The sequence below is a fragment of the Paraburkholderia sp. D15 genome (assembly GCF_029910215.1).
Classification (GTDB): Bacteria; Pseudomonadota; Gammaproteobacteria; order Burkholderiales; family Burkholderiaceae; genus Paraburkholderia.
Window position 1 is genome coordinate 1,929,537 of sequence record NZ_CP110395.1, and the last position, 19,824, is coordinate 1,949,360.

Consider the following 19,824-nt stretch of genomic DNA (forward strand, 5'->3'; position numbering starts at 1 on the left):
TCGGGCATCGGGTATACGCGTCTGACTTCGAATGACGAGTTGCATTCTAATACACACCTGTATCTGAATGTGAGAGTGAATCGGAATTCTTTTCAGTGCTAGACTTGCGCCCATGAAAAGGCAACGACTGACACGCGAGCAGAGCAAGGACCAGACGCGCCAGCGTCTGCTCGATGCTGCGCAAGCGATTTTTATGAAGAAGGGCTATGTCGCGGCGAGTGTCGAGGACATCGCCGGCGCGGCAGGTTATACGCGCGGTGCGTTCTATTCGAACTTCCGCGGCAAGAGCGAGATGTTTCTCGAACTACTGCGCCGCGATCATGAGGTGATGCAGGCGGGCCTGCACGCGATCTTCGAGAGCGCGGCCTCGCGGGAGGAAATGGAAGCACGCGTGCTGCATTACTACAGCACACTGCATCGCGAGAACAAATGTTTTCTGCTGTGGGTCGAGGCGAAGCTGCTCGCGGTGCGCGACGGTCGCTTCCGGGTGCGCTTCAATGCGTTCATCAACGAGAAGCTGGAGCAGATGGAGGCGTATATCCGCGAGTTTTCGGCGCGGGTCGGCACGCCGCTGTTGATGCCGCCGGAAACGCTGGCGCTCGGTTTGATAGGTTTGTGCGACGGCTTGCAGTTCTTCTACGCGATGGATCCGCAGAACGTGCCGTCGGAACGTGTCGAGAAAGTGCTGGGATCGTTCTTCGCGCGCGCGGTGTTCGGCCGCGACGCTTGAGGAAGCGGGCGGCAGCGCGCGTGGACGACATGAATCGCGCGGCTGGCTTCAGCGAGCCCCGCGCGGTTTAAAGACCGGTTTTACGCGATGTGAGACGTGTGAGGCGCGCGATCCGCGCAAACGCGCGGACACGTGGGCGCACGAACCGCTCAGTTGGTCGGCAGTTGCGCGCAGGCGTCGGCGGCCGGCGACGAGCAGGCGAACGAGTACTGCCCGCTGTAACGCAGGGCTTCCTCGCCGACGTGCAATACGACCTTGATGTCCGGGCAGCGCTCGTAAGCGATGAAGGCCGAAGCGGCGGCCGCGGACCAGCAGACCAACGAAAACGCGATTTTTTCCAGCAGCTGAAAACGATGTGGCATAGCGATTGATTTCCTTTCGGGCGCTATGTTACCAGCATCTAAGGGTTTATACCTAGCCAAAATCCACGCCGGGCCTCGGAAAGCAGCCAAAAAACTGCCCGGAGCGTGACGGGAACGCCTCGGCAACCTGACCGGATTGTCATCTTCGAGTCAGGGTTGGGACATGATCGGATCGATACAATCGGAACGTTGGGCAAATCCGCGCGCGCCTTGCCGCGCGGGTCGACACAGGCGGCCAGCGATGGCGCCGGCCCGGCTTTACCGAGGCAGGAGTCGTCCCATGAATCAATTGCAATCGATGCGCGTGTTCGTCAAGGTCGCCGATCTCGGCAGTTTCGTCGGCGCGGCCGGCGCACTGGACCTGTCCACCGCGGTCGTCACCCGGCATGTCGCCGATCTCGAAGCGCGCCTCGGCACGCGCCTGCTCAACCGCACCACGCGCCGCCTGTCGTTGACCGAGTCCGGCGCGACCTACCTCGAACGCGTGCGGCACATTCTCGACGACCTCGAAGGCGTCGAGCAGATGGTGGTGGCGCGCAATCACGAACCGGTCGGCACCTTGCGGATCGTCGCGCCGGTGGTGTTCGGGCTGCATAGCCTCGCGCCGGTCGTGCAGTCGTACGCGGCGCGCTATCCGGACGTGATGCCCGACGTCACGCTCGCGGACCGGCAGGTCGATCTGGTGGAAGAAGGCTACGACGTCGGCATCATGGTCGCGCGGCACATGCGCAGCGCGAGCATCGTCACGCGCCGGTTGACCACCGGCTACATGACGGTGTGCGCGACGCCCGCCTATCTGGCGCAGCACGGCACGCCGACGCGGCCCGAGCATCTGCTCGATCATCCGTGTCTGAGCCGGCCGCCGGAACAGGGCGGCGACGAGCGCGTGTTCACCGGTCCGGACGGCGGCGAAATCCGCGTGCGGCCGAACAACGCGATCGCGGCGAACAACACCGAAATGCTCCGGCAATTCGCGCTGCTCGGCATGGGCGTGGCGATCCTGCCGAGCTATCTGATCGGCCGCGATCTGGCGGCGGGGCGCCTCGTGCCGTTGCTCGGCGACTTCCATCTGCCGCAGATCGAAATCACGATCGCCTATCCGAGCCGGCTGCATCTGCCCGCGAAGGTGCGGACGTTCATCGATCATCTGGTCGAACATTTCCAGCGGGATGAGGCGTCGCGTGCGCCGGCGCGCGGCGCATCGGCCGGACGGCGCGCGATCGCGCCGGCACCGACGCCCGCGCAGGTTGCCATGCAGGCCGCGGATGAACAGGCGAATCATCTGATGGGCGAAGCGCCGTTGCCTGGCGAAACGGCCGTGCATCGGCCGCTGCGGGGCGGCGGGGCGTTGCGTGCGCGGATCGCGGCGGCGTCTTCGTCTTCGCCGCTTTGAGCCGGGCGTGGCGCCGTCGAAGACCGCCGGCGGCCATCGCGTGATGTCGAAAAATGAAGAGCCGGTGCGTCCATGCACCGGCTCTTTTCATTGGCGCGCCGATATTTTCCGGCGAGCGCCGTCTAGATCCACATGTCGTTGACCGACGTGCGTTCGTTGGTTTCACCACCGGTATTGATGACGCCGCGCGGCTCGATCAGCATCATCTTGACCTCGCGCTCGGCGTACGGCTTGTGTTCGACGCCCTTGGGCACCACGAACATCTCACCCGCCGACACGAGCACGAAACCGTCGCGCATGTCGATGCGCAACTCGCCTTCCAGCACGATGAACGTCTCGTCGGTATCGGCGTGTTCGTGCCACAGAAAATCGCCCTCGATGCGCACCACCTTGAACTGGTAGTCGTTCATTTCGGCGATCACGCGCGGTTGCCAATGATCGGTAAAACGCGCGAGCTTGTCGGCGAAGTTGATGGACTGGTAGGACTGTCGGGTCGTCGTGGCGTCGGACATGAAAGGCACCTCCTGAGTGCGATGGTTCAGGCGGTAGGGTAGAACGTGGCCGGGGCGCCGGTCTTGCACGTTTGTGCGCGCGGCCGGTGGACGGCCGGCTGCGATGGGCTTCGTCTCTTACTTCGTGCCCGGCACGGTGCTCAGTGCTCGCGCGGCACCACCTTACCCAGCATCTTCAACCACTGCGCCGGCGGCACGCCCCAGGCCTGCCTGAAATGCCGCGTCATATGACTCTGATCCGCGAAACCGCTGGCCGCCGATGCATCGGCGAGCGACATGCCGCGCACCGTCAGTTGCCTGACCCGATCGAGACGCCGCATGGTCAGGTAGCGATGCGGGCTGGTGCCGAACAGCGCGCGAAAATCGCGTGACAGACTCCAGCGGTCGCGACCGGCCGCGGCAGCCAGTTCGTCGAGCGTGACGGCGCGATCGAGCGAGGCCAGCAGATAATCCCGCGCCCGCGCGGCCGCGTGAAAATCCACCGGACGCCGCGTGCTCGCGGCGCCCGCCACGGCATCGAGCGCGATCGCGAGATCGTAGAGCGCGTCGTCCTGTTCGAGCGGATCGAGGGGGGCGAGCGCGTCACCGGTGGCGCGCAGCAGCCTCACGGTGGCCTCGAACAAACGGGGATCGTTCGACAGTCCGCCCTTGACGAAGGGCAGCGGTTTGCCGCCGAGCGCGCGCTGGAACAGCGCCGGGTCGACGTAGATCATCCGGTAGCGGAAGCCGTCATGCGTGCCGGCCTGGCCATCGTGCGGCTCGTCGGGATGCAGCACCATCGTGCCGCCGGGCAGGCTGTTGGCGGTGCCGCCGCGATAGCGGAAGCTCTGCACGCCGGCGAGCGTGTGGCCGATCGCATACGTATCGTGCCGATGCATCGCGTACGCGGCATCATGAAAAAACGCTTCGATCCGTTCGATGCCATCGGCCGCGTTCGACTGCGGCGAGCGGTAAATCCAGTCGGCGCCGCCGAGGCGCTGCAACGGCTCGTTCGAGGAGGCCGAGGCGGTGGGGCGCGCGGCGAGGCTGCGCGCCGGGCCGTGCACCTCTTCGCGCACTTTCTCGCCCGCGCTCTCCCGCTTCTCCTTCCCGGCCTCGCTCACGCGGCCGAACCAGGACCGAAGTTGCCGCCGATCAACCGCGTCACGCTGTTCACATCGGCGTAATCCTGCTCCGGCAGGCCGTCGAGCATCGACAGCACGTCGTTGCTCGCGCCGGCTTCGCGCGCGGCGTCGACGAGGGCGTCCTTGTTGGCGGGAAAGCGGACTTCGCCGAGCACGTCGGCGATCTGCAGATCAATCGATTCGCCGGGAATGGCCGAGGCGGTCATGCACACGCTCCTGCTGGTTCGTGAAAACCGGTTCGTGAAAATCGCAATCCGTCATGTCTGAAGATGCTCGTTCTGACCGGTGAAACTGCGATCGAGATGCCGCGATTTCGGCAGCGCGATGTGTTCCCATTGCTGCGGGCGATTCCCGTCCGGCACCGCGACATCCGGCGCCGCGGGGGCCACCGGCGCGGCGTTCGCGCGTTCGGCAAGCGTGCCGGCGTTGGTACCGTCGCGCGCGGTATGCACCGGCGCGGCGAAACACGAGGCTGACAGCGTCACCATGGTCAACAGTGTCGAGGTTTTCATCGCCCGACCTCCTAAGCTCATGCGGCGCTGTCAGTTGAGCAAGCGCTGTGCCGTCCCCGCGTCGAAAGGAAGGCGCAAGCTACGCGCGATGTCGTTTATGCGTTTTCGCGTGCATCTTCCATCTTAGATGGCAAATTCCGCGCCGCGCAGACATTTGCGACAAAACGGTATTGTAGATTTTCTATGATGACATGCCGCGCTTCGTCCCGAAGCGCACCGAGCCGGCCGCAGCCCGGCGCATGCGTCAGCGCGTCGGATTCATCCGGAAATAGGCATCCAGCAACGAGGTTTTGTACACCACGCCCGCGAGCGTCGGATGCGCGGCGCTTTCCACCACCGGCAGCCGTTCGCCCTGAAACGCCATGAAGTGCTGCAGCGCGACGCCGAGCGGCATGTCGGGCGTGAGCACGTCGAAATGCGGCTGCAGATAATCGGCGGCGGTCTTGGCGGCGGTGTCGCGCTTCTCCAGCAGATCGGACGTGATGTCCTTCAGCGCCACCACGCCCAGAAACGCACCCGCTTCGTTCGCGACGTACAGATACTTCACCGGATATTCGAGGAACACGCGCGTCATGTCCTGCACGGTCGCGTTCGGCGGCACGACGGTTTCGGCCGGGCGGATCAGCTCGCGCATCTGCGTGGCGCGCAAACGCGAACGCGCCTGCTCCTCCTGATGACGATGCAGCGTGATCTCGTACATCGACGTCTTGCCGATCGCGCGCGACACGAAGTACGCGACCACGCACGACAGCATCAGCGGCAGCACGACCTGATAGCTCAGCGTCATTTCGAAGATCATCAGGATCGCCATCAGCGGCGCCTGGGTCGCGCCGGCCAGGAACGCGCCCATGCCGACCATCGCGTACGCGAACGGCGCGGACGTGCTGTGCGGCCACAGCGCATGCATGCCGAGGCCGAACAGCGAGCCGACCACCGCGCCGACGAACAGCGTCGGCGTGAAGACCCCGCCGACCGCGCCGGAGCCCGCGGTGGCCGCGGTCGCGACCAGCTTGAACACCAGCACCATCACGAGCGCGGTCCAGGTCCACGGCGAATGCAGGATCGAGTTGACCACGCTGTAGCCGTTGCCCCAGACCTCGGGCGACCACACCGACAGAATCCCGACCACCAGTCCGCCGAGCGCGAGCCGCACGGGCAGCGGCAGGGGCAGCTTGCGAAAGCTCGCCTTCGATACGTCCAGCAGCCGCAGGAACTGCGGCGCGGCCGCGCCGCACAGCGCGCCGAGCGCGACGAACAGCAGCACTTCGAGCCCGGCGACCGGCGGGAACACCGGCATCTCGTACGGCGGCCGGTAGCCGGCGAATTCGCGCATCGTGATGTTGGCGACCACCGCCGCGACCACCACCGGCCCGAAGCTTTCCATCGCGATCGAGCCGAGCACGATCTCGGTGACGAAAAACGCGCCGGCGATCGGCGCGCTATACGCGGACGTGATCCCCGCCGCCGCGCCGCACGCGACCAGCAGCCGCAGCCGCGACGGATCGAAATGCACCCAGCGGCCGATCAGCGACGCCGCGAGCGCCGCCAGTTGCACCATCGGCCCCTCGCGGCCGATCGAGCCGCCGCTCGAAATCGTGAACAGCGACGACACGCTGCGCCAGAAACTCAGCTTGACCGGCACCACGCCGTCGCCGATCGCCACGGCTTCCATGTAGTCGACGTGCGTGTTCTTGTCCGCGTGACGCCGCGCGATCAGCAGGAAAAAGCCTGCGATCAGGCCGCCGGCGGCGGGCAGCCAGATCCGCACGGTCCACGGCAGCGCGCGCGCCATTTCGACGAAGCTGCCGGACTTGCCGACCGCCGCCAGTTGCAGCAGCGCGATGGCCTCGCGGAAGGCGATCGTCGCGAAGGCGCCGGCCACCCCGACCACCACCGACCAGACCAGCATCGTATGGGCTTCGGACAGACGGAACAGATGTTGCGCGCGGGTGCGCAGCTTCAGCAGGAATGAAAGCACGTCGGTGTGGCAGGGCGTGAGAGGTGAACCAGCGGGACCGGCAGCGCGAACGCGCCCGCCATGCAGGGCGGGCGCGCGGACGCTGGACGATGAAATTCGGCGACGACGCTCAAGCCGCCGCCTTGTCGAGTTCGGGGTAGTGCCGGAAGATGCACGCCTCGTTGTGTTCGATGCGTCGCTCCGATTGCAGATACGCGGCGATGTTCGGCCGTTCGATCACCGCGTCGTGCAACGCGGCGAGACGCGGGTAGTGCTCGCCGAAACGCCGCAGCGCGCGCGGAAATGCGTACAGCAGACCGTCGATCAACTGGAACATCGACAGGTCGACGTAGCTGAGCGCGTCGCCGACCATGAAGCTGTCGCCGGCCGGGTTCTGCTTCAGCACGCGCTCGAAGTACTTCATGAACTTCGGAATGCGGTTGTCGATGAAGTCGTGCGCGCGGGCTTTCGCGGCGTCCTTCTGGTCTTCGTAGTAGAGCGCGCTGGCGAGCGGATGATGCGTGTCGTGCGCTTCGGTGACCACGTCGGCGATCGTCAGTTGCAGACCGTTGGCGACGTAGCGCAGGCTGTCCACCGGCGGCACGAGATTCAGGCGCGGCCCGAGATAGAACAGGATGTTGGCCGTCTGCGCGATCACCAGATCGCCGTCCTTCAGGAACGGCGGCGCGAACGGCGGATAGGGTTCGTCGCGGCTTTTCAGCACGGCCATCATCGCGTCGGTGCCGAGACCGTCGGCGGGCTCGCCGCGCGCGACTTCCACGTAGTCGGCGCCGGCTTCCTCCAGCGCCAGGCGGACGAATTCGCCGCGGCCCTGCAGGCCGTCCCAATAGTAAAGTTCCAGGCTCATCGATCGATCCTCATTCCGGTTGTCCACCCGCTGCGGAGTGGGCAGGTTGCACGAACGGATTGCGTGAACTGACGGCTTCAGCAACCAGTATGCCGTGCGAGCGGAGACGATGGGGCGCCTGAATGCGCAAAACCCCGCACGCGGCGGGGTGGGCGAGGGCGCGAACGGGGCGGGCGGCCCGAAGGCTCCGGCCGTTCAGCCGAGCAGGCGCTGCACGAGCCATGTGATGCCGAGGCCGCCGCCGATCAGCCAGACGTACAGGATGAAACCGGTGGTCAGCGCGCGGGGACCGGCCTGGCGAATCTGCGCGATGCGCGTTTCGATGCCCAGCGCGGTCATCGCCATGGTCAACGCGAAGGTGTCGAGCATGTTCAGCGTGCTGGTCGCCGATTCCGGCAGCACGTGCAGCGAGTTGATCACCACGAAGCCGAGGAAGCCGAGTGCGAACCAGGGAATCGCCAGCTTGCGCGGGGCGTGCGCCGCGCCTTCGTGCGCGGTGGCCGAATGCGCCGAACGAGCCGAGCGGTTCACCCAGACGCCGACCACCAGCAGCACCGGCACCAGCAGCATCACGCGGGTCATCTTCACGATGGTGGCGATGTGCGTGGCTTCCGGGCTGACATTGCTGGCCGCGCCGACCACCTGCGCCACTTCGTGGATCGTGCCGCCGAAGAACAGCCCCGCGCCGACGGTGTCCAGATGCAGCCAGCCGGCCTTGAACAGGACCGGGTAGAGGAACATGGAGAGCGTGCCGAACAGCACCACGCTGCCGACCGCCATCGCGCTCTTGTGCGGCTTCGATTGCAGCGTGGATTCGAAGGCGAGCACGGCGGCCGCGCCGCAGATCGCGCTGCCGGCTGCCGTCAGCAGCGCGGTGTCGCGGTCGAGCTTCATGATCTTCATGCCGGCCCACGTGCCGATCACGAGCGTGCTGACCACGATCAGCACCGATTCCGCGAGACCGGGCAAGCCGACCTGGGCGATTTCCTGAAGACTGACGCGCAGCCCGAAGAACGCGACCGCGATGCGCAGCAGCTTGCGCGCCGAAAAGTTGACGCCGGCCGCCCAGCTGGCCGGCATGCCGTCGCGAAGCGCGTTGCCGTACAGCGCGCCGGCCACGATGCCGACGATCAGCGGGCTCAGGCCGAGACCGGCAATCGCCGGCACGGCCGCGATACGCGTGACGGCGGCGGCGAAGAGCGCAACGAACAGGATGCCGTTGAGCTGGCCGCGAGTCGACGACTCGGCGGCGGGAGAAGTAGCAGTGAGATGTGCGGTGGACATGATGCAGCCCTTTTGTGTGCCAGTCCTGGACTGGGATTCGATGGGCTTATCCTAAATTAGATATAACGATATGAAAAATCATGATTTAGAATGTAAAGTATAGGTTCTGCCGATATTTGATTGCCCATGACCCCCGATCAACTTATAACGTTCGCCGCTGTCGCCGAGCATCGCAACATCAGCCGGGCGGCAGTCGCGCTGCATCTGTCGCAGCCTGCCGTGTCCGGGCAACTGCGGCAGTTGCAGGACGAATTCGGCGAGCCGCTGTACCAGCGCGACGGCCGCGGCGTGCGGCTGACGCCCGCGGGCGAGCAACTGGCGAGCTACGCGACGCGGCTGCGCGACACGTGGCGCCAGGCGCATGCGTATCGCGACGCGTTGCGCGGCATGGAGCAGGGCACGTTGCGGATCGGCGCGAGCACCACGCCGGCGAGCTATCTGCTGCCGTATCTGATCGCCGAGTTTCACCGGCGCTTCCCGGAGGTGACCTTGCATGCCGCCGACGGCAACACGGCGGAAATCGTCGGCATGCTGGGCTCGGTGGATGTCGCGATGATCGAAGGCCCGGTCGGGGCGGATCTGCCGCCGGATACCGCCGTGCATGCGTGGCGCGAAGACGAGATCGTCGCGATCATGCCGCGCTCGCATCCGTTGGCGGAGCGGGGCGCGGCGCGGCGCGCCGAGGGGCACGCTAAACGACAGGCCAAGGGCGCACGCGCGGGTGACGGTGCGAGCGACAAGAATGAGAAGGGGGAGTTCGACCCGCCCGAGCGCGTCGAGCTGGCCGCTTTCGGCGCCTATCCGCTGGTGCTGCGCGAGGCGGGATCGGGCGTGCGGCAGATCGTCGAGCGGGCGTTCGCGCGCGCGGGCGTGCCGATGCGCGTGGCGCTGGAGATTGCCGGTGTCGAGGGCGTGAAGGAGGCGGTGCGGGCCGGCATGGGGATCGGTTTCGTGTCGGCCATGTCGATGCGGCATGAAAACGGCGCGCTGCGCCTGTTTTCGCTGAGTCCCGAGCCGCTGACGCGGCGGCTGTCGATCCTCGTCCCGCATGCGAGCGCGCCGTCGCGGGTGGTGGAGCAGTTTCTCGCGCTGTGTCTGTCGGATGAGAAGGGGTGAGCGCAGCGGCGGCGAAGCGCTCGCTCCGCCCTCGCGAGGCCGTGCACAGGTGCTCACACTGTGCTCAGTGCACAGCGAATGCGCAGCCGGCCCTGCCTGCCGTGTTCGCTTCGCCCACGCTTGCCTGGGGATTTCCACTATGGTGCATGGCGCCGACCTCGGCGCACTATTCGGCCATCGCAAGCGCCTCGGCGCTTTTTTTCGACATGCATTTGGAACCGGTTCCAAATGCCGGCGAAGCAGCAGAATCAGGCAATTTCGACATGACTGACGTAATTGAAGCAAAAGGCATAGTGATCGTGGCGAGCGCGTTCGGCATGGACGCGGTGCGCGCCGACGGCCATCTGAAGTGGGCACAGGCGAGCCGTCGCGCTGGTGCGGCGGGTTTCGAAGTGCGCCGCGAACTGTTCGCCGATGAAGCCGACGCCACGCCGATGCGTCTGCGTGAACTCGGCGCGCGGATTGCGGAGCTGGGACTGTGGTCCGTGTACTCGACGCCCGCGTCGCTGTACGCGCCCGACGGCACGCTCGACGCCGACGCGTTGCGCGCATCGATCGAGGAAGCGCTGGCGCTCGGCGCGCGCTTCGTGAAGCTGCAGCTCGGCGGCTTCGCGCGCGAAGCGAACGCGGCCGTGATCGCCGATCTGCTGCGCTGCGCGGCGGTGCGCCTCGTGGTCGAAAACGGTCAACTGGAGCAGGGCGGCTCGCTCGACCAGTTCGTCCGGCTGTTCGACGCGCTGGCACGCGAGGGTCACGCGGACGTGCTCGGCATGACCTTCGACATCGGCAACTGGGCATGGCGCGAGGTCGCGCCGCTCGCTGCCGCCGGGGCGCTCGCGGCGCACGTCGAGTACATCCATTGCAAGACGACGACGGGCGAGGGCGCGCGACGCTTTGCGGTCGCGCCGGCTGCCGGCGACGCGCAGTTCGCCGCGGTGCTGAACGCCTTGCCGCGCGATGTGCCGCGCGGCATCGAATTTCCGTTCGACGCGCGCCGCCTCGACGCCGACGCGGCGCATTACGTCGCGTGGCTGGCCGCCGCGTAAATGCAGGTGAGCGCCGCGTGAATGGAACGTGAGTGGCACGTGAATGGCACCGCGCACGAGCGGCGCACGAGCGGCACACGAGCGGCACACGAGCGGCACACGAGCGGCACACGAGCGGCACACGAGCGGCACATGAACGGCACATGAACGGCACATGAACGGCACATGAACGGCACATGAACGGCACATGAACGGCACATGAGCAACGCCCAGAACCTGAGAGAGCAGCAGAAAACACAGGCAGCGCAGCGCAGACCCGGCAGCGCCAACCCCAACCCAGGCCGGAGCGCGCGCATCACTCACTAAACCGCGCGCCGCCCCACCACCCCCAGCGCCCCCGAGCGAACCGCAGGAGCACAGCATGAGCAGCACCGTCCACCCCGCACTCGACGTCGTCACCTATGGCGAGGCCATGGCCATGTTCGTGGCCGCCGAAACCGGTCCGCTCGCGGAAGTCGGACAGTTCACGAAGCGCGTCGCCGGCGCCGATCTGAACGTGGCGATCGGCCTGTCGCGGCTCGGCTTCAAGGTGGGCTGGATGAGCCGCGTCGGCGCCGATTCGTTCGGCCAGTACGTGCGCGACACGTTGACGAAGGAAGGCATCGACCAGCGCCGCGTGAGCACCGACGAACGCTATCCGACCGGCTTTCAGCTGAAGTCGAAAAACGACGACGGCAGCGATCCGGCGATCGAGTATTTCCGCAGGGGATCGGCGGCGAGCCATCTGTCGCTGGCGGACTACGCGGCCGACTATGTGTTGAGCGCGCGCCATCTGCACCTGACCGGCGTCGCGCCCGCGATCTCCGCGAGTTCGCGCGAACTCGCGTTCCATCTTGCCCGCGAGATGCGCGCGGCCGGCAAGACGATCTCGTTCGATCCGAACCTGCGCCCGACGCTGTGGCCGTCGCGCGCCGCGATGGTCGAGGGGCTGAACGCGCTCGCCGCGCTGGCCGACTGGGTGCTGCCCGGCATCGGCGAAGGCGAGATCCTGACCGGCTACACGCAACCGGACGACATCGCGAAGTTCTATCTCGACCAGGGCGCGCGCGGTGTGATCATCAAGCTCGGCGCGCAGGGCGCGTACTTCCGTACCGCCGAAGATGCCGCCGTGATCCCCGGCGAACCAGTCGCCAAGGTGGTCGACACGGTCGGCGCGGGCGACGGTTTCGCGGTCGGCGTGGTCAGCGCGCTGCTCGAAGGCCGTGCGTTGCCGCAGGCGGTCGCGCGCGGCAACCGGATCGGCGCGCTGGCGATCCAGGTGATCGGCGATTCGGAAGGCCTGCCGACCCGCGCCGAGCTGGACACGCTGGAACGCGCCGGCGAGCCGACGCAAACAGATAAAAACCCGCGCAAAGACACGCACGCCGACACGCACGACGACACGCACGCCGACACGCACGCCGACACGCACGCCGACACGCACGACGCGGCCGGCCACAACACCTCGGCCGCTAGCACAGCGTAAGCAGCCCGCGATCCATCCCAACCGAATTGATCCGCCAAGCCGTTCAAGGAGACACCCATGACCACCTCATCGCTCGCGATTCGCCGTTGGTGGACGATCATGCCGATCGTGTTCATCACGTACAGCCTCGCCTATCTGGACCGCGCGAACTTCGGTTTCGCGTCGGCGGCGGGCATCAACCAGGATCTCGGCATCAGCAAGGGGCTGTCGTCGCTGATCGGCGCGCTGTTCTTCCTCGGCTATTTCTTCTTCCAGATTCCCGGCGCGATCTACGCGGAACGCCGCAGCGTGAAGAAGCTCGTGTTCTGGAGCCTCGTGCTGTGGGGCGGCTGCGCGGCGCTGACCGGCATGGTCAGCAACATTGCGTCGCTGATGGTGATCCGCTTCGTGCTCGGCGTGGTCGAAGCCGCGGTGATGCCGGCCATGCTGATCTTCATCAGCAACTGGTTCACCAGGAGCGAGCGCTCGCGCGCCAACACCTTCCTGATTCTCGGCAACCCGGTGACGGTGCTGTGGATGTCGGTGGTGTCCGGCTATCTGGTGCATTCGTTCGGCTGGCGTCACATGTTCATCGCCGAGGGCGCGCCCGCGATCATCTGGGCGGTGTGCTGGTGGTTCATCGTGCAGGACAAGCCGCAGCAGGTGTCGTGGCTCACCCAGCAGGAAAAGGACGAACTCGCGCAGACGCTGCGCGCCGAGCAGGCCGCGATCAAACCGGTGCGCAATTACGGCGAGGCGTTCCGCACGCCCGCGGTGATCAAGCTGTGCGCGCAATATTTCTGCTGGAGCATCGGCGTGTACGGTTTCGTGCTGTGGCTGCCGTCGATCCTGAAGAACGGTTCGTCGCTCGGCATGGTCGAGACCGGCTGGCTGTCGGCGCTGCCGTATCTGGCCGCGACCATCGCGATGCTTGCAGCTTCGTGGGCATCGGATAAACTCAACCGCCGCAAAGCGTTCGTCTGGCCGTTTCTGCTGGTCGGCGCGGTCGCGTTCGCGGCGTCTTACGCGCTCGGCTCCACGCATTTCTGGCTCTCGTACGCGTTGCTGGTGATCGCCGGCGGCGCGATGTACGCGCCCTACGGGCCGTTCTTCGCGATCGTGCCGGAACTGCTGCCGAAGAACGTCGCCGGCGGCGCGATGGCGCTGATCAACAGCATGGGCGCGCTCGGTTCGTTCGTCGGCTCGTACGTGGTCGGCTATCTGAACGGCGCGACCGGTTCGCCCGCGGCGTCGTATGCATTCATGAGCGTGGCGCTGGTCGCCGCCGTAATCCTCACGCTGATCGTCAAGCCGCAGACGCCGGCGTCGAACAACGCGGCTTCGCTCGCCACACCGTTGCAAGGAAAATAAGCTGATGAAGAAGATCGTCGCCTGGAAAACGCTGCCCGAGGATGTGCTCGCGTATCTGCAACAGCATGCGCAGGTCGTGCAGGTCGACCCCGCAGGGCACGCAGGGCACGAGGCGTTCGTCGCCGCGTTGCAGGACGCGGACGGCGGCATCGGTTCGAGCGTGAAGATCACCCCGTCGATGCTCGAAGGCGCGACGCGGCTCAAGGCGCTGTCCACCATTTCGGTGGGCTTCGATCAGTTCGACGTCGACGATCTCACGCGCCGCGGCATCGTGCTCGCGCATACGCCGGACGTGCTGACCGAATCCACCGCCGACACGGTGTTCTCGCTGATCCTCGCGTCGGCGCGGCGGGTGGTGGAACTCGCGGACTGGGTGAAGGCGGGCGAGTGGCGGCACAGCATCGGGCCGGCGCAGTTCGGCGTCGACGTGCAGGGCAAGACGCTCGGCATCGTCGGGCTGGGACGCATCGGCGGCGCGGTCGCGCGGCGCGCGGCGCTCGGCTTCAACATGAAGGTGCTGTACACGAACCGCAGCGCCAATCCGCACGCCGAACAGGCCTATGGCGCGCGGCGTGTCGAGCTGGCCGAACTGCTGGCGAGCGCGGATTTCGTATGCCTGCAAGTGCCGCTCACGCCCGAGACGAAGCATCTGATCGGCGCGGCCGAACTCAAGGCGATGAAGCCCGGCGCGATCCTGATCAACGCATCGCGCGGCGCGACCGTCGACGAAGCCGCGCTGATCGACGCGCTGCGCAACGGCACGATTCGCGGCGCCGGACTCGACGTGTTCGAGACCGAACCGCTGCCGGCCGATTCGCCGCTGCTGACGCTGTCGAACGTGGTGGCACTGCCGCATATCGGCTCGGCCACGCACGAGACCCGTCACGCGATGGCGCGCAACGCGGCGGAAAATCTGGTCGCCGCGCTGGATGGCACGCTCGCGGTGAACATCGTCAATCGCGACGTGTTGGGCGGGCGGGGGCAGTGAGACGAGTTATGCGACACGCTATCCATTGCGGCGCGAAGTTGAGCGCGGAGTTGGGCGCGATGTTGGCCCCGGAGTTGCCGCCGATGTTGACCGCGAGGTTGGCCATGAAGTTGGCCATGAAGTCGGCCATGAAGTTGGCCGTGAAATCGGGCACGGCATCGGTCGCGGCATTGGCCGCGAGGCACCCATGAGCACGCCGCCAATCACCACCCCGCGCCGTGCCACGATCACCGACGTCGCGCGCGAAGCCGGCACCGGCAAGACCAGCATCTCACGCTATCTGAACGGCGAGACGAGCGTGCTGTCGCCCGAGCTGCGCGCGCGCATCGAGGCCGCGATCGCGCGGCTCGACTATCAGCCGAACCAGATGGCGCGTGGGCTCAAGCGCGGCCGTAACCGCCTGATCGGCATGCTGGTCGCGGACCTGACCAATCCGTACACGGTCGAGGTGCTGCAAGGCGTGGAAGCCGCCTGTCACGCGCTCGGCCTGATGCCGCTGATCTGTCATGCGGCCAACGAAGTCGAGATGGAGCGGCGCTACCTGCAACTGCTGACCACGTATCGCGTGGAAGGCGTGATCGTGAACGCGCTCGGCGTGCGTGAGGAAACCTTGCGGCCGGTCGGCGGCGGCGGCATTCCCGCCGTGCTGGTCGACCGTTCGGTGCAGGGACTCGCCGCCGATATCGTCGGGCTGGACAATCATGGCGCCGCCGAACTTGCCACGCGGCATCTGCTGGACAGCGGTTTCGACGACATCTGGTTCGTCGTGCAGCCGTTCGAGGCGGTCAGTTCGCGGCAGCAGCGCGAGACGGCGTTTCGCGAGGCCATGCGCGTGCATGGCGGGCAGGCGGGTGAAGATAAGGCTAAGGACGCGGCGCGGGGTCACACGCTGGTGCTCGATCTCGCGGACGACGTCGAGGTCGAGCGCGCGCTCGCCGAACTGGACCGCGTGATCGACGCGAATCATGCGGACGCCACGACCGCCACGACCGCACCCGCGGCCCGCCGCGTCGCGCTCTTCGCCGCCAACGCGCCCGTCGCGCTGCGTCTCGCGCTGCACTTCAAGGCCCGCCACGGCGCCGGCTGGCAAAGCCGCGTCGCGCTACTTTCCATCGACGACCCCGACTGGGCCGAACTCACCGGCATCACGACGATCCGCCAGCCGACCTACGAGATCGGCTATCGCGCGGTCGAGTTCCTGCACGAACGCATCGAAGGCACGCAGACGGCGGTGCGCGACTGTCTGCTGCCGGGCGAATTGATCGTTCGCGCGTCAACTTCGCGCTGATCTGCGATCATTCGGGCTGCGGCGCGCAGCGGGTGCGCGCCGGTCATTGCAAGGACACTCATGGTTGTAGCACCGCTTACCCTCTCCAGCCTCGCGCTCGCGACGCTGCTGGTCGCCGCCTTACCTTTCCTGATCTATCGCCGTCTGCGCCGGCCGCTCGCGCTCAATCCGCGCGACGCGATTACCGGCATCGCCATCTTCGCGCTGTTCGCGATGGTGATCGAACGCGCGTTGAACGACTATGTGCTGCACCGGAACGCGGCGACCGCGGCCTTTCTGTCGAATCCGCTCGCCTTCGTCGTGTATGGCGCGCTGGCCGCGGGCATCTGCGAGGAAGTGGGGCGGTTCATCGGCATGCGCCTGCTGCTCAAGCGGCAGTTGGCGAGGGCGGCGTCAGGGGTGGCGGGTGCGTCAGGTGCGGGTAGGCGCGCAGGCGCCGCGCCGGCGGGCTCGACGGCATCGCCAGCCTCGTCCGCACGTAGCGGCGACGGCACGGCGCTGACCTACGGCCTCGGTCATGGCGGCGCGGAAACGTGGCTGGTCGGCGTGCTGGTGCAGATTCAGTGGATCGCCTTCGCGGTGTTCGAAAACCGCGGCGAGCTGGATGGCTACCTGAGCAATCTGCCGACCGATGCGGTGATGCGCATCCACCTTATTCTCGCCAGCCTGACGCCGCAGACGGCCGGCATTTTCGCGCTGGAACGGATCGCCGCGCTGGTGTTCCAGATCGGTCTGTCGGTGCTGATGTGGCGCGGCGTGCGCGCGGGCTGGCGCGGCATCCTGCCGCTCGCGATCCTGCTGCACGCGCTGGTGGACGTGCCGGCCGCGCTGTTTCAGGCGGAACTGGTGCCGCTCGCGGCGGTGGACGGCGTCTATGCGCTGGGCGCGTTGATCGTCGCCGGGTTGCTGGTGCGGACTTTCCGGCGTCAGACCGCGGCGGCCTGAAGCCGGAGGCGGCGTTGCCGGCGTGCGGGATTGCCGGTGATGCGACGCTTCGATCGCTCAATCCAGTCGCCGGCTCGTTTCGTTTAAACCCGCGAGCCGGCTCATCAGAAACGAACCCTGTCCGGACCCTTCCCATGGAAGCTTACCAATACGACTGCGCGAGTCCCGAGTTCGAGGAACTGGCGCGCGTCATCAGCGATCTGTTTCCCGAGCAGACGCAGTTCATCCAGCGCGCGGCCGAAGACGGCACGCCGACGCTGGCGATTCACTGGGTGGCGATGCGTTTCGGTTCGACCGCGAGGCGCATCGTGATGACCGTGGCGATCGCCCCGGCGGCGCTGGCGCGTTATCTTGCGTTGCCCGCGCGTTTGCGCGGCCGCAGCTTCGCGATTTTGCGCGCGTATGTCGAGGCGAGCATCGGCTCGCTCGAAGAGCAGTATGCGAATGGCGAAGCGGTGCCGCGCGAGGTGACGGTCGATCTGGGCGACGAGTTCGCCTGAGGCCGAACCCTGGGCCCTGGCTCGTGGAGCTTGGACCCTCGACCGCTGCGAGTCAGTCGGCGAGGCGATAAACCTTGGCGAAGCGCGCGGCCTGCACCACACCGTAATCGCCGGGCGCGTACTGCATGATCCAGTCGCCGGCGCTGCCGCGCAGCACGTCGCCGTCGGCGGAACGCGCGAGCGAGAAGGCTTCGTTCATCTGCTTCGCCAGCACGACCGCCGGACGATTGCGATAGGCGCCCGCCACGCCGTGGACGAGCGCGGCATCGGCGGGCAGGTATTTGGCGTCGAAGCGTTCACGGGACACGACCCAACGGTCGCCGGTCGAGCCGGTGATCAGCGCGTCGCCGGGCAGATAGCGGTTCGGGCCTTCGAGGCTCATCAGTTCGCCTTCGACGGCGGCGAATTCGACGTGCACGGTTTCGTCCTTGACGACGCGTCGCGCGTGCGGATCTTGACTCAGATCGAGATTGTTCAGTTCGGTCATGAAGCGGGCAGGGAAGAAGGAATCGAGGAATCGACGACGGCATTCGACCTGGACATCGGGCGATGCGGTCCGGATCGTGGATCGCGGGTCGCGGATCGTAGGTCGTGCCGCCGAATGCCCGCATCATGCCAGATGCATCCAGCGCATGGTTTCTTTTGCGTCGGGCCGGCGAATCGGGCGCAAAAAAAACCGCGCGGCACACGCTCGAAGCGTGCACCGCGCGGCGGTGTCCTACCGGCGAACCCGCTTACTGCGCGGCGGCGTCGCTGGCCGGCGCGGCCTTGCCGCCCTTGCCCTTGCCGTGGTGACGCGGACCGCCGTTCGGGCCGCCCGGCTGATGGAAGGTCACATCGGCCAGTTTCTTCTGCTCCGGCGAGAAGCTGCTATACAGCGGATCGAACGCATCGACCAGCTTCTTCATGCCGTCCGCATGCGCTTGCGCGATCGCGGCGTATTGCTTCATGTCGTCGATCGCGGACAGGTTGCCTGCGGCCTTGCGTTGCTGGAACAGTTGGCCCATGGTTTCGCCGTTGCCGCGCATCACGTCGGCGAACGCGTTCCACTGCGATTCCTGCGCCGAGGTGATCTTCAGCTGCGAGTGCAGGTAAGCGATCCGGTCTTCGACATTGCGCTCGTGGCCGGCCTTGGCGGCGGGTGCTGCCATGGCGCCCGCCGGGGCCGATGCCGGCGCCGGGGTTTGTGCGAATGCGCCGCTCATGGCGACGGCGGTGGCCAGCAATACCAGTGCTTTTTTCATCGATACTCCTGATGTCTGTTCGAATTGGGACAAGGCGCGTGTGACGAGCGGCTCACTGCGTGTCGATACGATGACACGCGGCGGCCGGTTGCCCATCATGCCGTCGGCGCTATTAGTAACACGATATGCCGGCCTTGCGCTGCTAATGCGACAAACGCTTACAACCGAAACCAACAGGAAATAGCGAGGACAGAGCGGGTGGATAAATTCGTCAGCATGGAAATCTTCGTCGCGGTGGTCGAAGCCGGCAGCCTGACGGCGGCGGCCGAGCGCTTCGACATCTCGTCGGCGATGGTGGGCAAACACATCCGTTCGCTCGAAACGCGGCTCGCGACCCGGCTCCTGACGCGCACCACCCGGCGGCAAAGTCTGACCGAAATCGGCCGCCAGTACTACGAGCAATGCCGGCGCATTCTCGCCGACGTGAAGGACGCCGAGTCGCTGGCCGAGGCGATGGCTGCCGCGCCGCGCGGCGTGCTCAGGGTGACGGCGCCGCTCACTTATGGCGTCGAGGTGTTCTCGCCCGCCATGACCGACTATCTGACCGCGTGGCCCGACGTCGTGCTCGAACTCGATCTGTCGAATCGTCTGGTCGATCTGGTCGAGGAGGGCTTCGACGCGGCGGTGCGGATCGGTCATCTGGCCGACTCGAGTTTCGTCGCGCGGCCGTTGAAGCCCTACCGGATGCGCGCATGCGCATCGCCCGCGTATCTGGCGCGGGCCGGCACGCCGCGCACGCCCGCCGATCTCGCCGAGCACGAATGTCTCGGGTTTCTGCACTGGGGCCGCGAAGGTCTATGGCGGATGGATGGCGAAAGCGCCGCCGAGAACCCGTCGCGCGCGGGACGTTTTCGCGCGAATAACGGTCAGGCGCTCAAGGTCGCCGCGTTGCGCGGCTTCGGTCTGGTGTTGCAGCCGGAGGCCTTGCTCGCGCGCGAAATTGCCAGCGGCGAGCTGGTGTCGGTGCTGGAGGACTATCTGTCCGGCGGCGCGCCCGTGCACCTGGTCTATCCGCGCGACCGGCGCGCCACGCCGAAGCTGACCACCTTCATCGACTTCGTGATCGATCGCTTCGGCGCGTGAGGGGCGTGAGGGGTGTAAGGGGCGTGACGGGCTTGAGGTGAATGAGGTGAGCGAGGT

21 protein-coding genes are annotated in these 19,824 nt (G+C 66.5%); 11 read left to right on the plus strand and 10 right to left on the minus strand.

The annotated features are described in order from the left end of the window. The first annotated feature begins 112 nt into the window (after positions 1-112). The gene (locus LFL96_RS08285; protein WP_281000040.1) at positions 113-730 is read left to right on the plus strand and encodes a TetR/AcrR family transcriptional regulator; all 618 of its coding nucleotides are present in this window, start codon (positions 113-115) and stop codon (positions 728-730) included. Positions 731-879: 149 nt separating this feature from the next. On the opposite strand, the gene LFL96_RS08290 is transcribed toward LFL96_RS08285, so the two are convergent. Further along, positions 880-1,092 (minus strand): hypothetical protein, encoded by a 213-nt coding sequence (locus LFL96_RS08290; protein ID WP_281000041.1) that lies wholly within the window; start codon positions 1,090-1,092, stop codon positions 880-882. A 280-nt stretch (positions 1,093-1,372) separates the two neighbouring features. On the opposite strand from LFL96_RS08290, the gene LFL96_RS08295 reads away from it, so the two are divergent. Next, positions 1,373-2,485, plus strand: coding sequence for a LysR family transcriptional regulator (locus tag LFL96_RS08295; protein ID WP_281000043.1), 1,113 nt, complete (start codon positions 1,373-1,375; stop codon positions 2,483-2,485). Between the two features lie 122 nt (positions 2,486-2,607). On the opposite strand, the gene LFL96_RS08300 is transcribed toward LFL96_RS08295, so the two are convergent. From LFL96_RS08300 to LFL96_RS08330, 7 genes are all read right to left on the minus strand, one after another. Continuing rightward, entirely contained in the window at positions 2,608-2,997 is a 390-nt protein-coding gene (locus LFL96_RS08300) for a cupin domain-containing protein (protein ID WP_281000044.1), read from the minus strand. A gap of 140 nt (positions 2,998-3,137) precedes the next feature. Further along, complete coding sequence (locus LFL96_RS08305) at positions 3,138-3,980, minus strand: AraC family transcriptional regulator (protein WP_281000628.1); 843 nt, start codon at positions 3,978-3,980, stop codon at positions 3,138-3,140. A gap of 116 nt (positions 3,981-4,096) precedes the next feature. Then, positions 4,097-4,327: a DUF2795 domain-containing protein gene (locus LFL96_RS08310; protein ID WP_281000046.1), complete on the minus strand. Its 231-nt coding sequence runs from the start codon at positions 4,325-4,327 to the stop codon at positions 4,097-4,099. A gap of 51 nt (positions 4,328-4,378) precedes the next feature. Continuing rightward, positions 4,379-4,633: a hypothetical protein gene (locus LFL96_RS08315; RefSeq protein ID WP_281000047.1), complete on the minus strand. Its 255-nt coding sequence runs from the start codon at positions 4,631-4,633 to the stop codon at positions 4,379-4,381. Between the two features lie 244 nt (positions 4,634-4,877). Continuing rightward, a complete protein-coding gene (locus LFL96_RS08320) occupies positions 4,878-6,611 on the minus strand; it encodes a ClcB-like voltage-gated chloride channel protein (protein WP_281000048.1) in 1,734 nt (577 codons plus the stop codon). 109 nt (positions 6,612-6,720) lie between these two features. Beyond that, positions 6,721-7,458 carry a glutathione S-transferase gene (locus LFL96_RS08325; RefSeq protein WP_281000049.1) on the minus strand — a complete coding sequence of 246 codons (738 nt, stop codon included), beginning with the start codon at positions 7,456-7,458 and terminating at the stop codon, positions 6,721-6,723. Between the two features lie 195 nt (positions 7,459-7,653). After that, positions 7,654-8,742, minus strand: a complete 1,089-nt coding sequence (locus LFL96_RS08330; RefSeq protein WP_281000050.1) for a YeiH family protein — start codon at positions 8,740-8,742, stop codon at positions 7,654-7,656. Between the two features lie 126 nt (positions 8,743-8,868). Between LFL96_RS08330 and LFL96_RS08335 the strand changes: the two genes are divergently transcribed. The 8 genes from LFL96_RS08335 to LFL96_RS08370 all read left to right on the plus strand — a co-directional run bounded on the left by LFL96_RS08335 (position 8,869) and on the right by LFL96_RS08370 (position 17,440). After that, complete coding sequence (locus LFL96_RS08335; protein ID WP_281000053.1) at positions 8,869-9,858, plus strand: LysR family transcriptional regulator; 990 nt, start codon at positions 8,869-8,871, stop codon at positions 9,856-9,858. A 263-nt stretch (positions 9,859-10,121) separates the two neighbouring features. Beyond that, the gene (locus LFL96_RS08340) at positions 10,122-10,904 is read left to right on the plus strand and encodes a TIM barrel protein (RefSeq protein WP_281000055.1); all 783 of its coding nucleotides are present in this window, start codon (positions 10,122-10,124) and stop codon (positions 10,902-10,904) included. Between the two features lie 361 nt (positions 10,905-11,265). Next, on the plus strand, positions 11,266-12,369 hold the full coding sequence (locus LFL96_RS08345) for a sugar kinase (RefSeq protein WP_281000057.1): 1,104 nt from the start codon (positions 11,266-11,268) through the stop codon (positions 12,367-12,369). Positions 12,370-12,426: 57 nt separating this feature from the next. Continuing rightward, positions 12,427-13,719: an MFS transporter gene (locus LFL96_RS08350; protein ID WP_281000059.1), complete on the plus strand. Its 1,293-nt coding sequence runs from the start codon at positions 12,427-12,429 to the stop codon at positions 13,717-13,719. A gap of 4 nt (positions 13,720-13,723) precedes the next feature. Next, positions 13,724-14,707 (plus strand): D-glycerate dehydrogenase, encoded by a 984-nt coding sequence (locus tag LFL96_RS08355; RefSeq protein ID WP_281000061.1) that lies wholly within the window; start codon positions 13,724-13,726, stop codon positions 14,705-14,707. A 187-nt stretch (positions 14,708-14,894) separates the two neighbouring features. Beyond that, a complete protein-coding gene (locus LFL96_RS08360) occupies positions 14,895-15,995 on the plus strand; it encodes a LacI family DNA-binding transcriptional regulator (RefSeq protein ID WP_281000063.1) in 1,101 nt (366 codons plus the stop codon). A gap of 60 nt (positions 15,996-16,055) precedes the next feature. Continuing rightward, a complete protein-coding gene (locus LFL96_RS08365) occupies positions 16,056-16,940 on the plus strand; it encodes a YhfC family intramembrane metalloprotease (protein WP_281000065.1) in 885 nt (294 codons plus the stop codon). A gap of 134 nt (positions 16,941-17,074) precedes the next feature. Continuing rightward, the gene (locus LFL96_RS08370; RefSeq protein WP_281000067.1) at positions 17,075-17,440 is read left to right on the plus strand and encodes a DUF3022 domain-containing protein; all 366 of its coding nucleotides are present in this window, start codon (positions 17,075-17,077) and stop codon (positions 17,438-17,440) included. 52 nt (positions 17,441-17,492) lie between these two features. On the opposite strand, the gene LFL96_RS08375 is transcribed toward LFL96_RS08370, so the two are convergent. Beyond that, the gene (locus LFL96_RS08375) at positions 17,493-17,927 is read right to left on the minus strand and encodes a PGDYG domain-containing protein (RefSeq protein WP_281000069.1); all 435 of its coding nucleotides are present in this window, start codon (positions 17,925-17,927) and stop codon (positions 17,493-17,495) included. Between the two features lie 247 nt (positions 17,928-18,174). Continuing rightward, positions 18,175-18,684 (minus strand): Spy/CpxP family protein refolding chaperone, encoded by a 510-nt coding sequence (locus LFL96_RS08380; protein ID WP_281000071.1) that lies wholly within the window; start codon positions 18,682-18,684, stop codon positions 18,175-18,177. Positions 18,685-18,882: 198 nt separating this feature from the next. Here LFL96_RS08380 and LFL96_RS08385 point away from each other — a divergent pair, with 198 nt between their 5' ends. Continuing rightward, positions 18,883-19,767 (plus strand): LysR family transcriptional regulator, encoded by an 885-nt coding sequence (locus LFL96_RS08385; protein ID WP_281000073.1) that lies wholly within the window; start codon positions 18,883-18,885, stop codon positions 19,765-19,767. Positions 19,768-19,824 lie beyond the last annotated feature (57 nt).

What these genes read in the sequence shown, in the direction of transcription:
- LFL96_RS08380 (WP_281000071.1), bottom strand. Translation starts at nt 18,684, where the DNA reads ATGAAAAAAGCACTGGTATTGCTGGCCACCGCCGTCGCCATGAGCGGC.
- LFL96_RS08365 (WP_281000065.1), top strand. Translation starts at nt 16,056, where the DNA reads ATGGTTGTAGCACCGCTTACCCTCTCCAGCCTCGCGCTCGCGACGCTG.
- LFL96_RS08290 (WP_281000041.1), bottom strand. Translation starts at nt 1,092, where the DNA reads ATGCCACATCGTTTTCAGCTGCTGGAAAAAATCGCGTTTTCGTTGGTC.
- LFL96_RS08375 (WP_281000069.1), bottom strand. Translation starts at nt 17,927, where the DNA reads ATGACCGAACTGAACAATCTCGATCTGAGTCAAGATCCGCACGCGCGA.
- LFL96_RS08310 (WP_281000046.1), bottom strand. Translation starts at nt 4,327, where the DNA reads ATGACCGCCTCGGCCATTCCCGGCGAATCGATTGATCTGCAGATCGCC.
- LFL96_RS08340 (WP_281000055.1), top strand. Translation starts at nt 10,122, where the DNA reads ATGACTGACGTAATTGAAGCAAAAGGCATAGTGATCGTGGCGAGCGCG.
- LFL96_RS08350 (WP_281000059.1), top strand. Translation starts at nt 12,427, where the DNA reads ATGACCACCTCATCGCTCGCGATTCGCCGTTGGTGGACGATCATGCCG.
- LFL96_RS08355 (WP_281000061.1), top strand. Translation starts at nt 13,724, where the DNA reads ATGAAGAAGATCGTCGCCTGGAAAACGCTGCCCGAGGATGTGCTCGCG.
- LFL96_RS08360 (WP_281000063.1), top strand. Translation starts at nt 14,895, where the DNA reads ATGAGCACGCCGCCAATCACCACCCCGCGCCGTGCCACGATCACCGAC.
- LFL96_RS08295 (WP_281000043.1), top strand. Translation starts at nt 1,373, where the DNA reads ATGAATCAATTGCAATCGATGCGCGTGTTCGTCAAGGTCGCCGATCTC.
- LFL96_RS08300 (WP_281000044.1), bottom strand. Translation starts at nt 2,997, where the DNA reads ATGTCCGACGCCACGACGACCCGACAGTCCTACCAGTCCATCAACTTC.
- LFL96_RS08345 (WP_281000057.1), top strand. Translation starts at nt 11,266, where the DNA reads ATGAGCAGCACCGTCCACCCCGCACTCGACGTCGTCACCTATGGCGAG.
- LFL96_RS08325 (WP_281000049.1), bottom strand. Translation starts at nt 7,458, where the DNA reads ATGAGCCTGGAACTTTACTATTGGGACGGCCTGCAGGGCCGCGGCGAA.
- LFL96_RS08315 (WP_281000047.1), bottom strand. Translation starts at nt 4,633, where the DNA reads ATGAAAACCTCGACACTGTTGACCATGGTGACGCTGTCAGCCTCGTGT.
- LFL96_RS08330 (WP_281000050.1), bottom strand. Translation starts at nt 8,742, where the DNA reads ATGTCCACCGCACATCTCACTGCTACTTCTCCCGCCGCCGAGTCGTCG.
- LFL96_RS08285 (WP_281000040.1), top strand. Translation starts at nt 113, where the DNA reads ATGAAAAGGCAACGACTGACACGCGAGCAGAGCAAGGACCAGACGCGC.
- LFL96_RS08370 (WP_281000067.1), top strand. Translation starts at nt 17,075, where the DNA reads ATGGAAGCTTACCAATACGACTGCGCGAGTCCCGAGTTCGAGGAACTG.
- LFL96_RS08335 (WP_281000053.1), top strand. Translation starts at nt 8,869, where the DNA reads ATGACCCCCGATCAACTTATAACGTTCGCCGCTGTCGCCGAGCATCGC.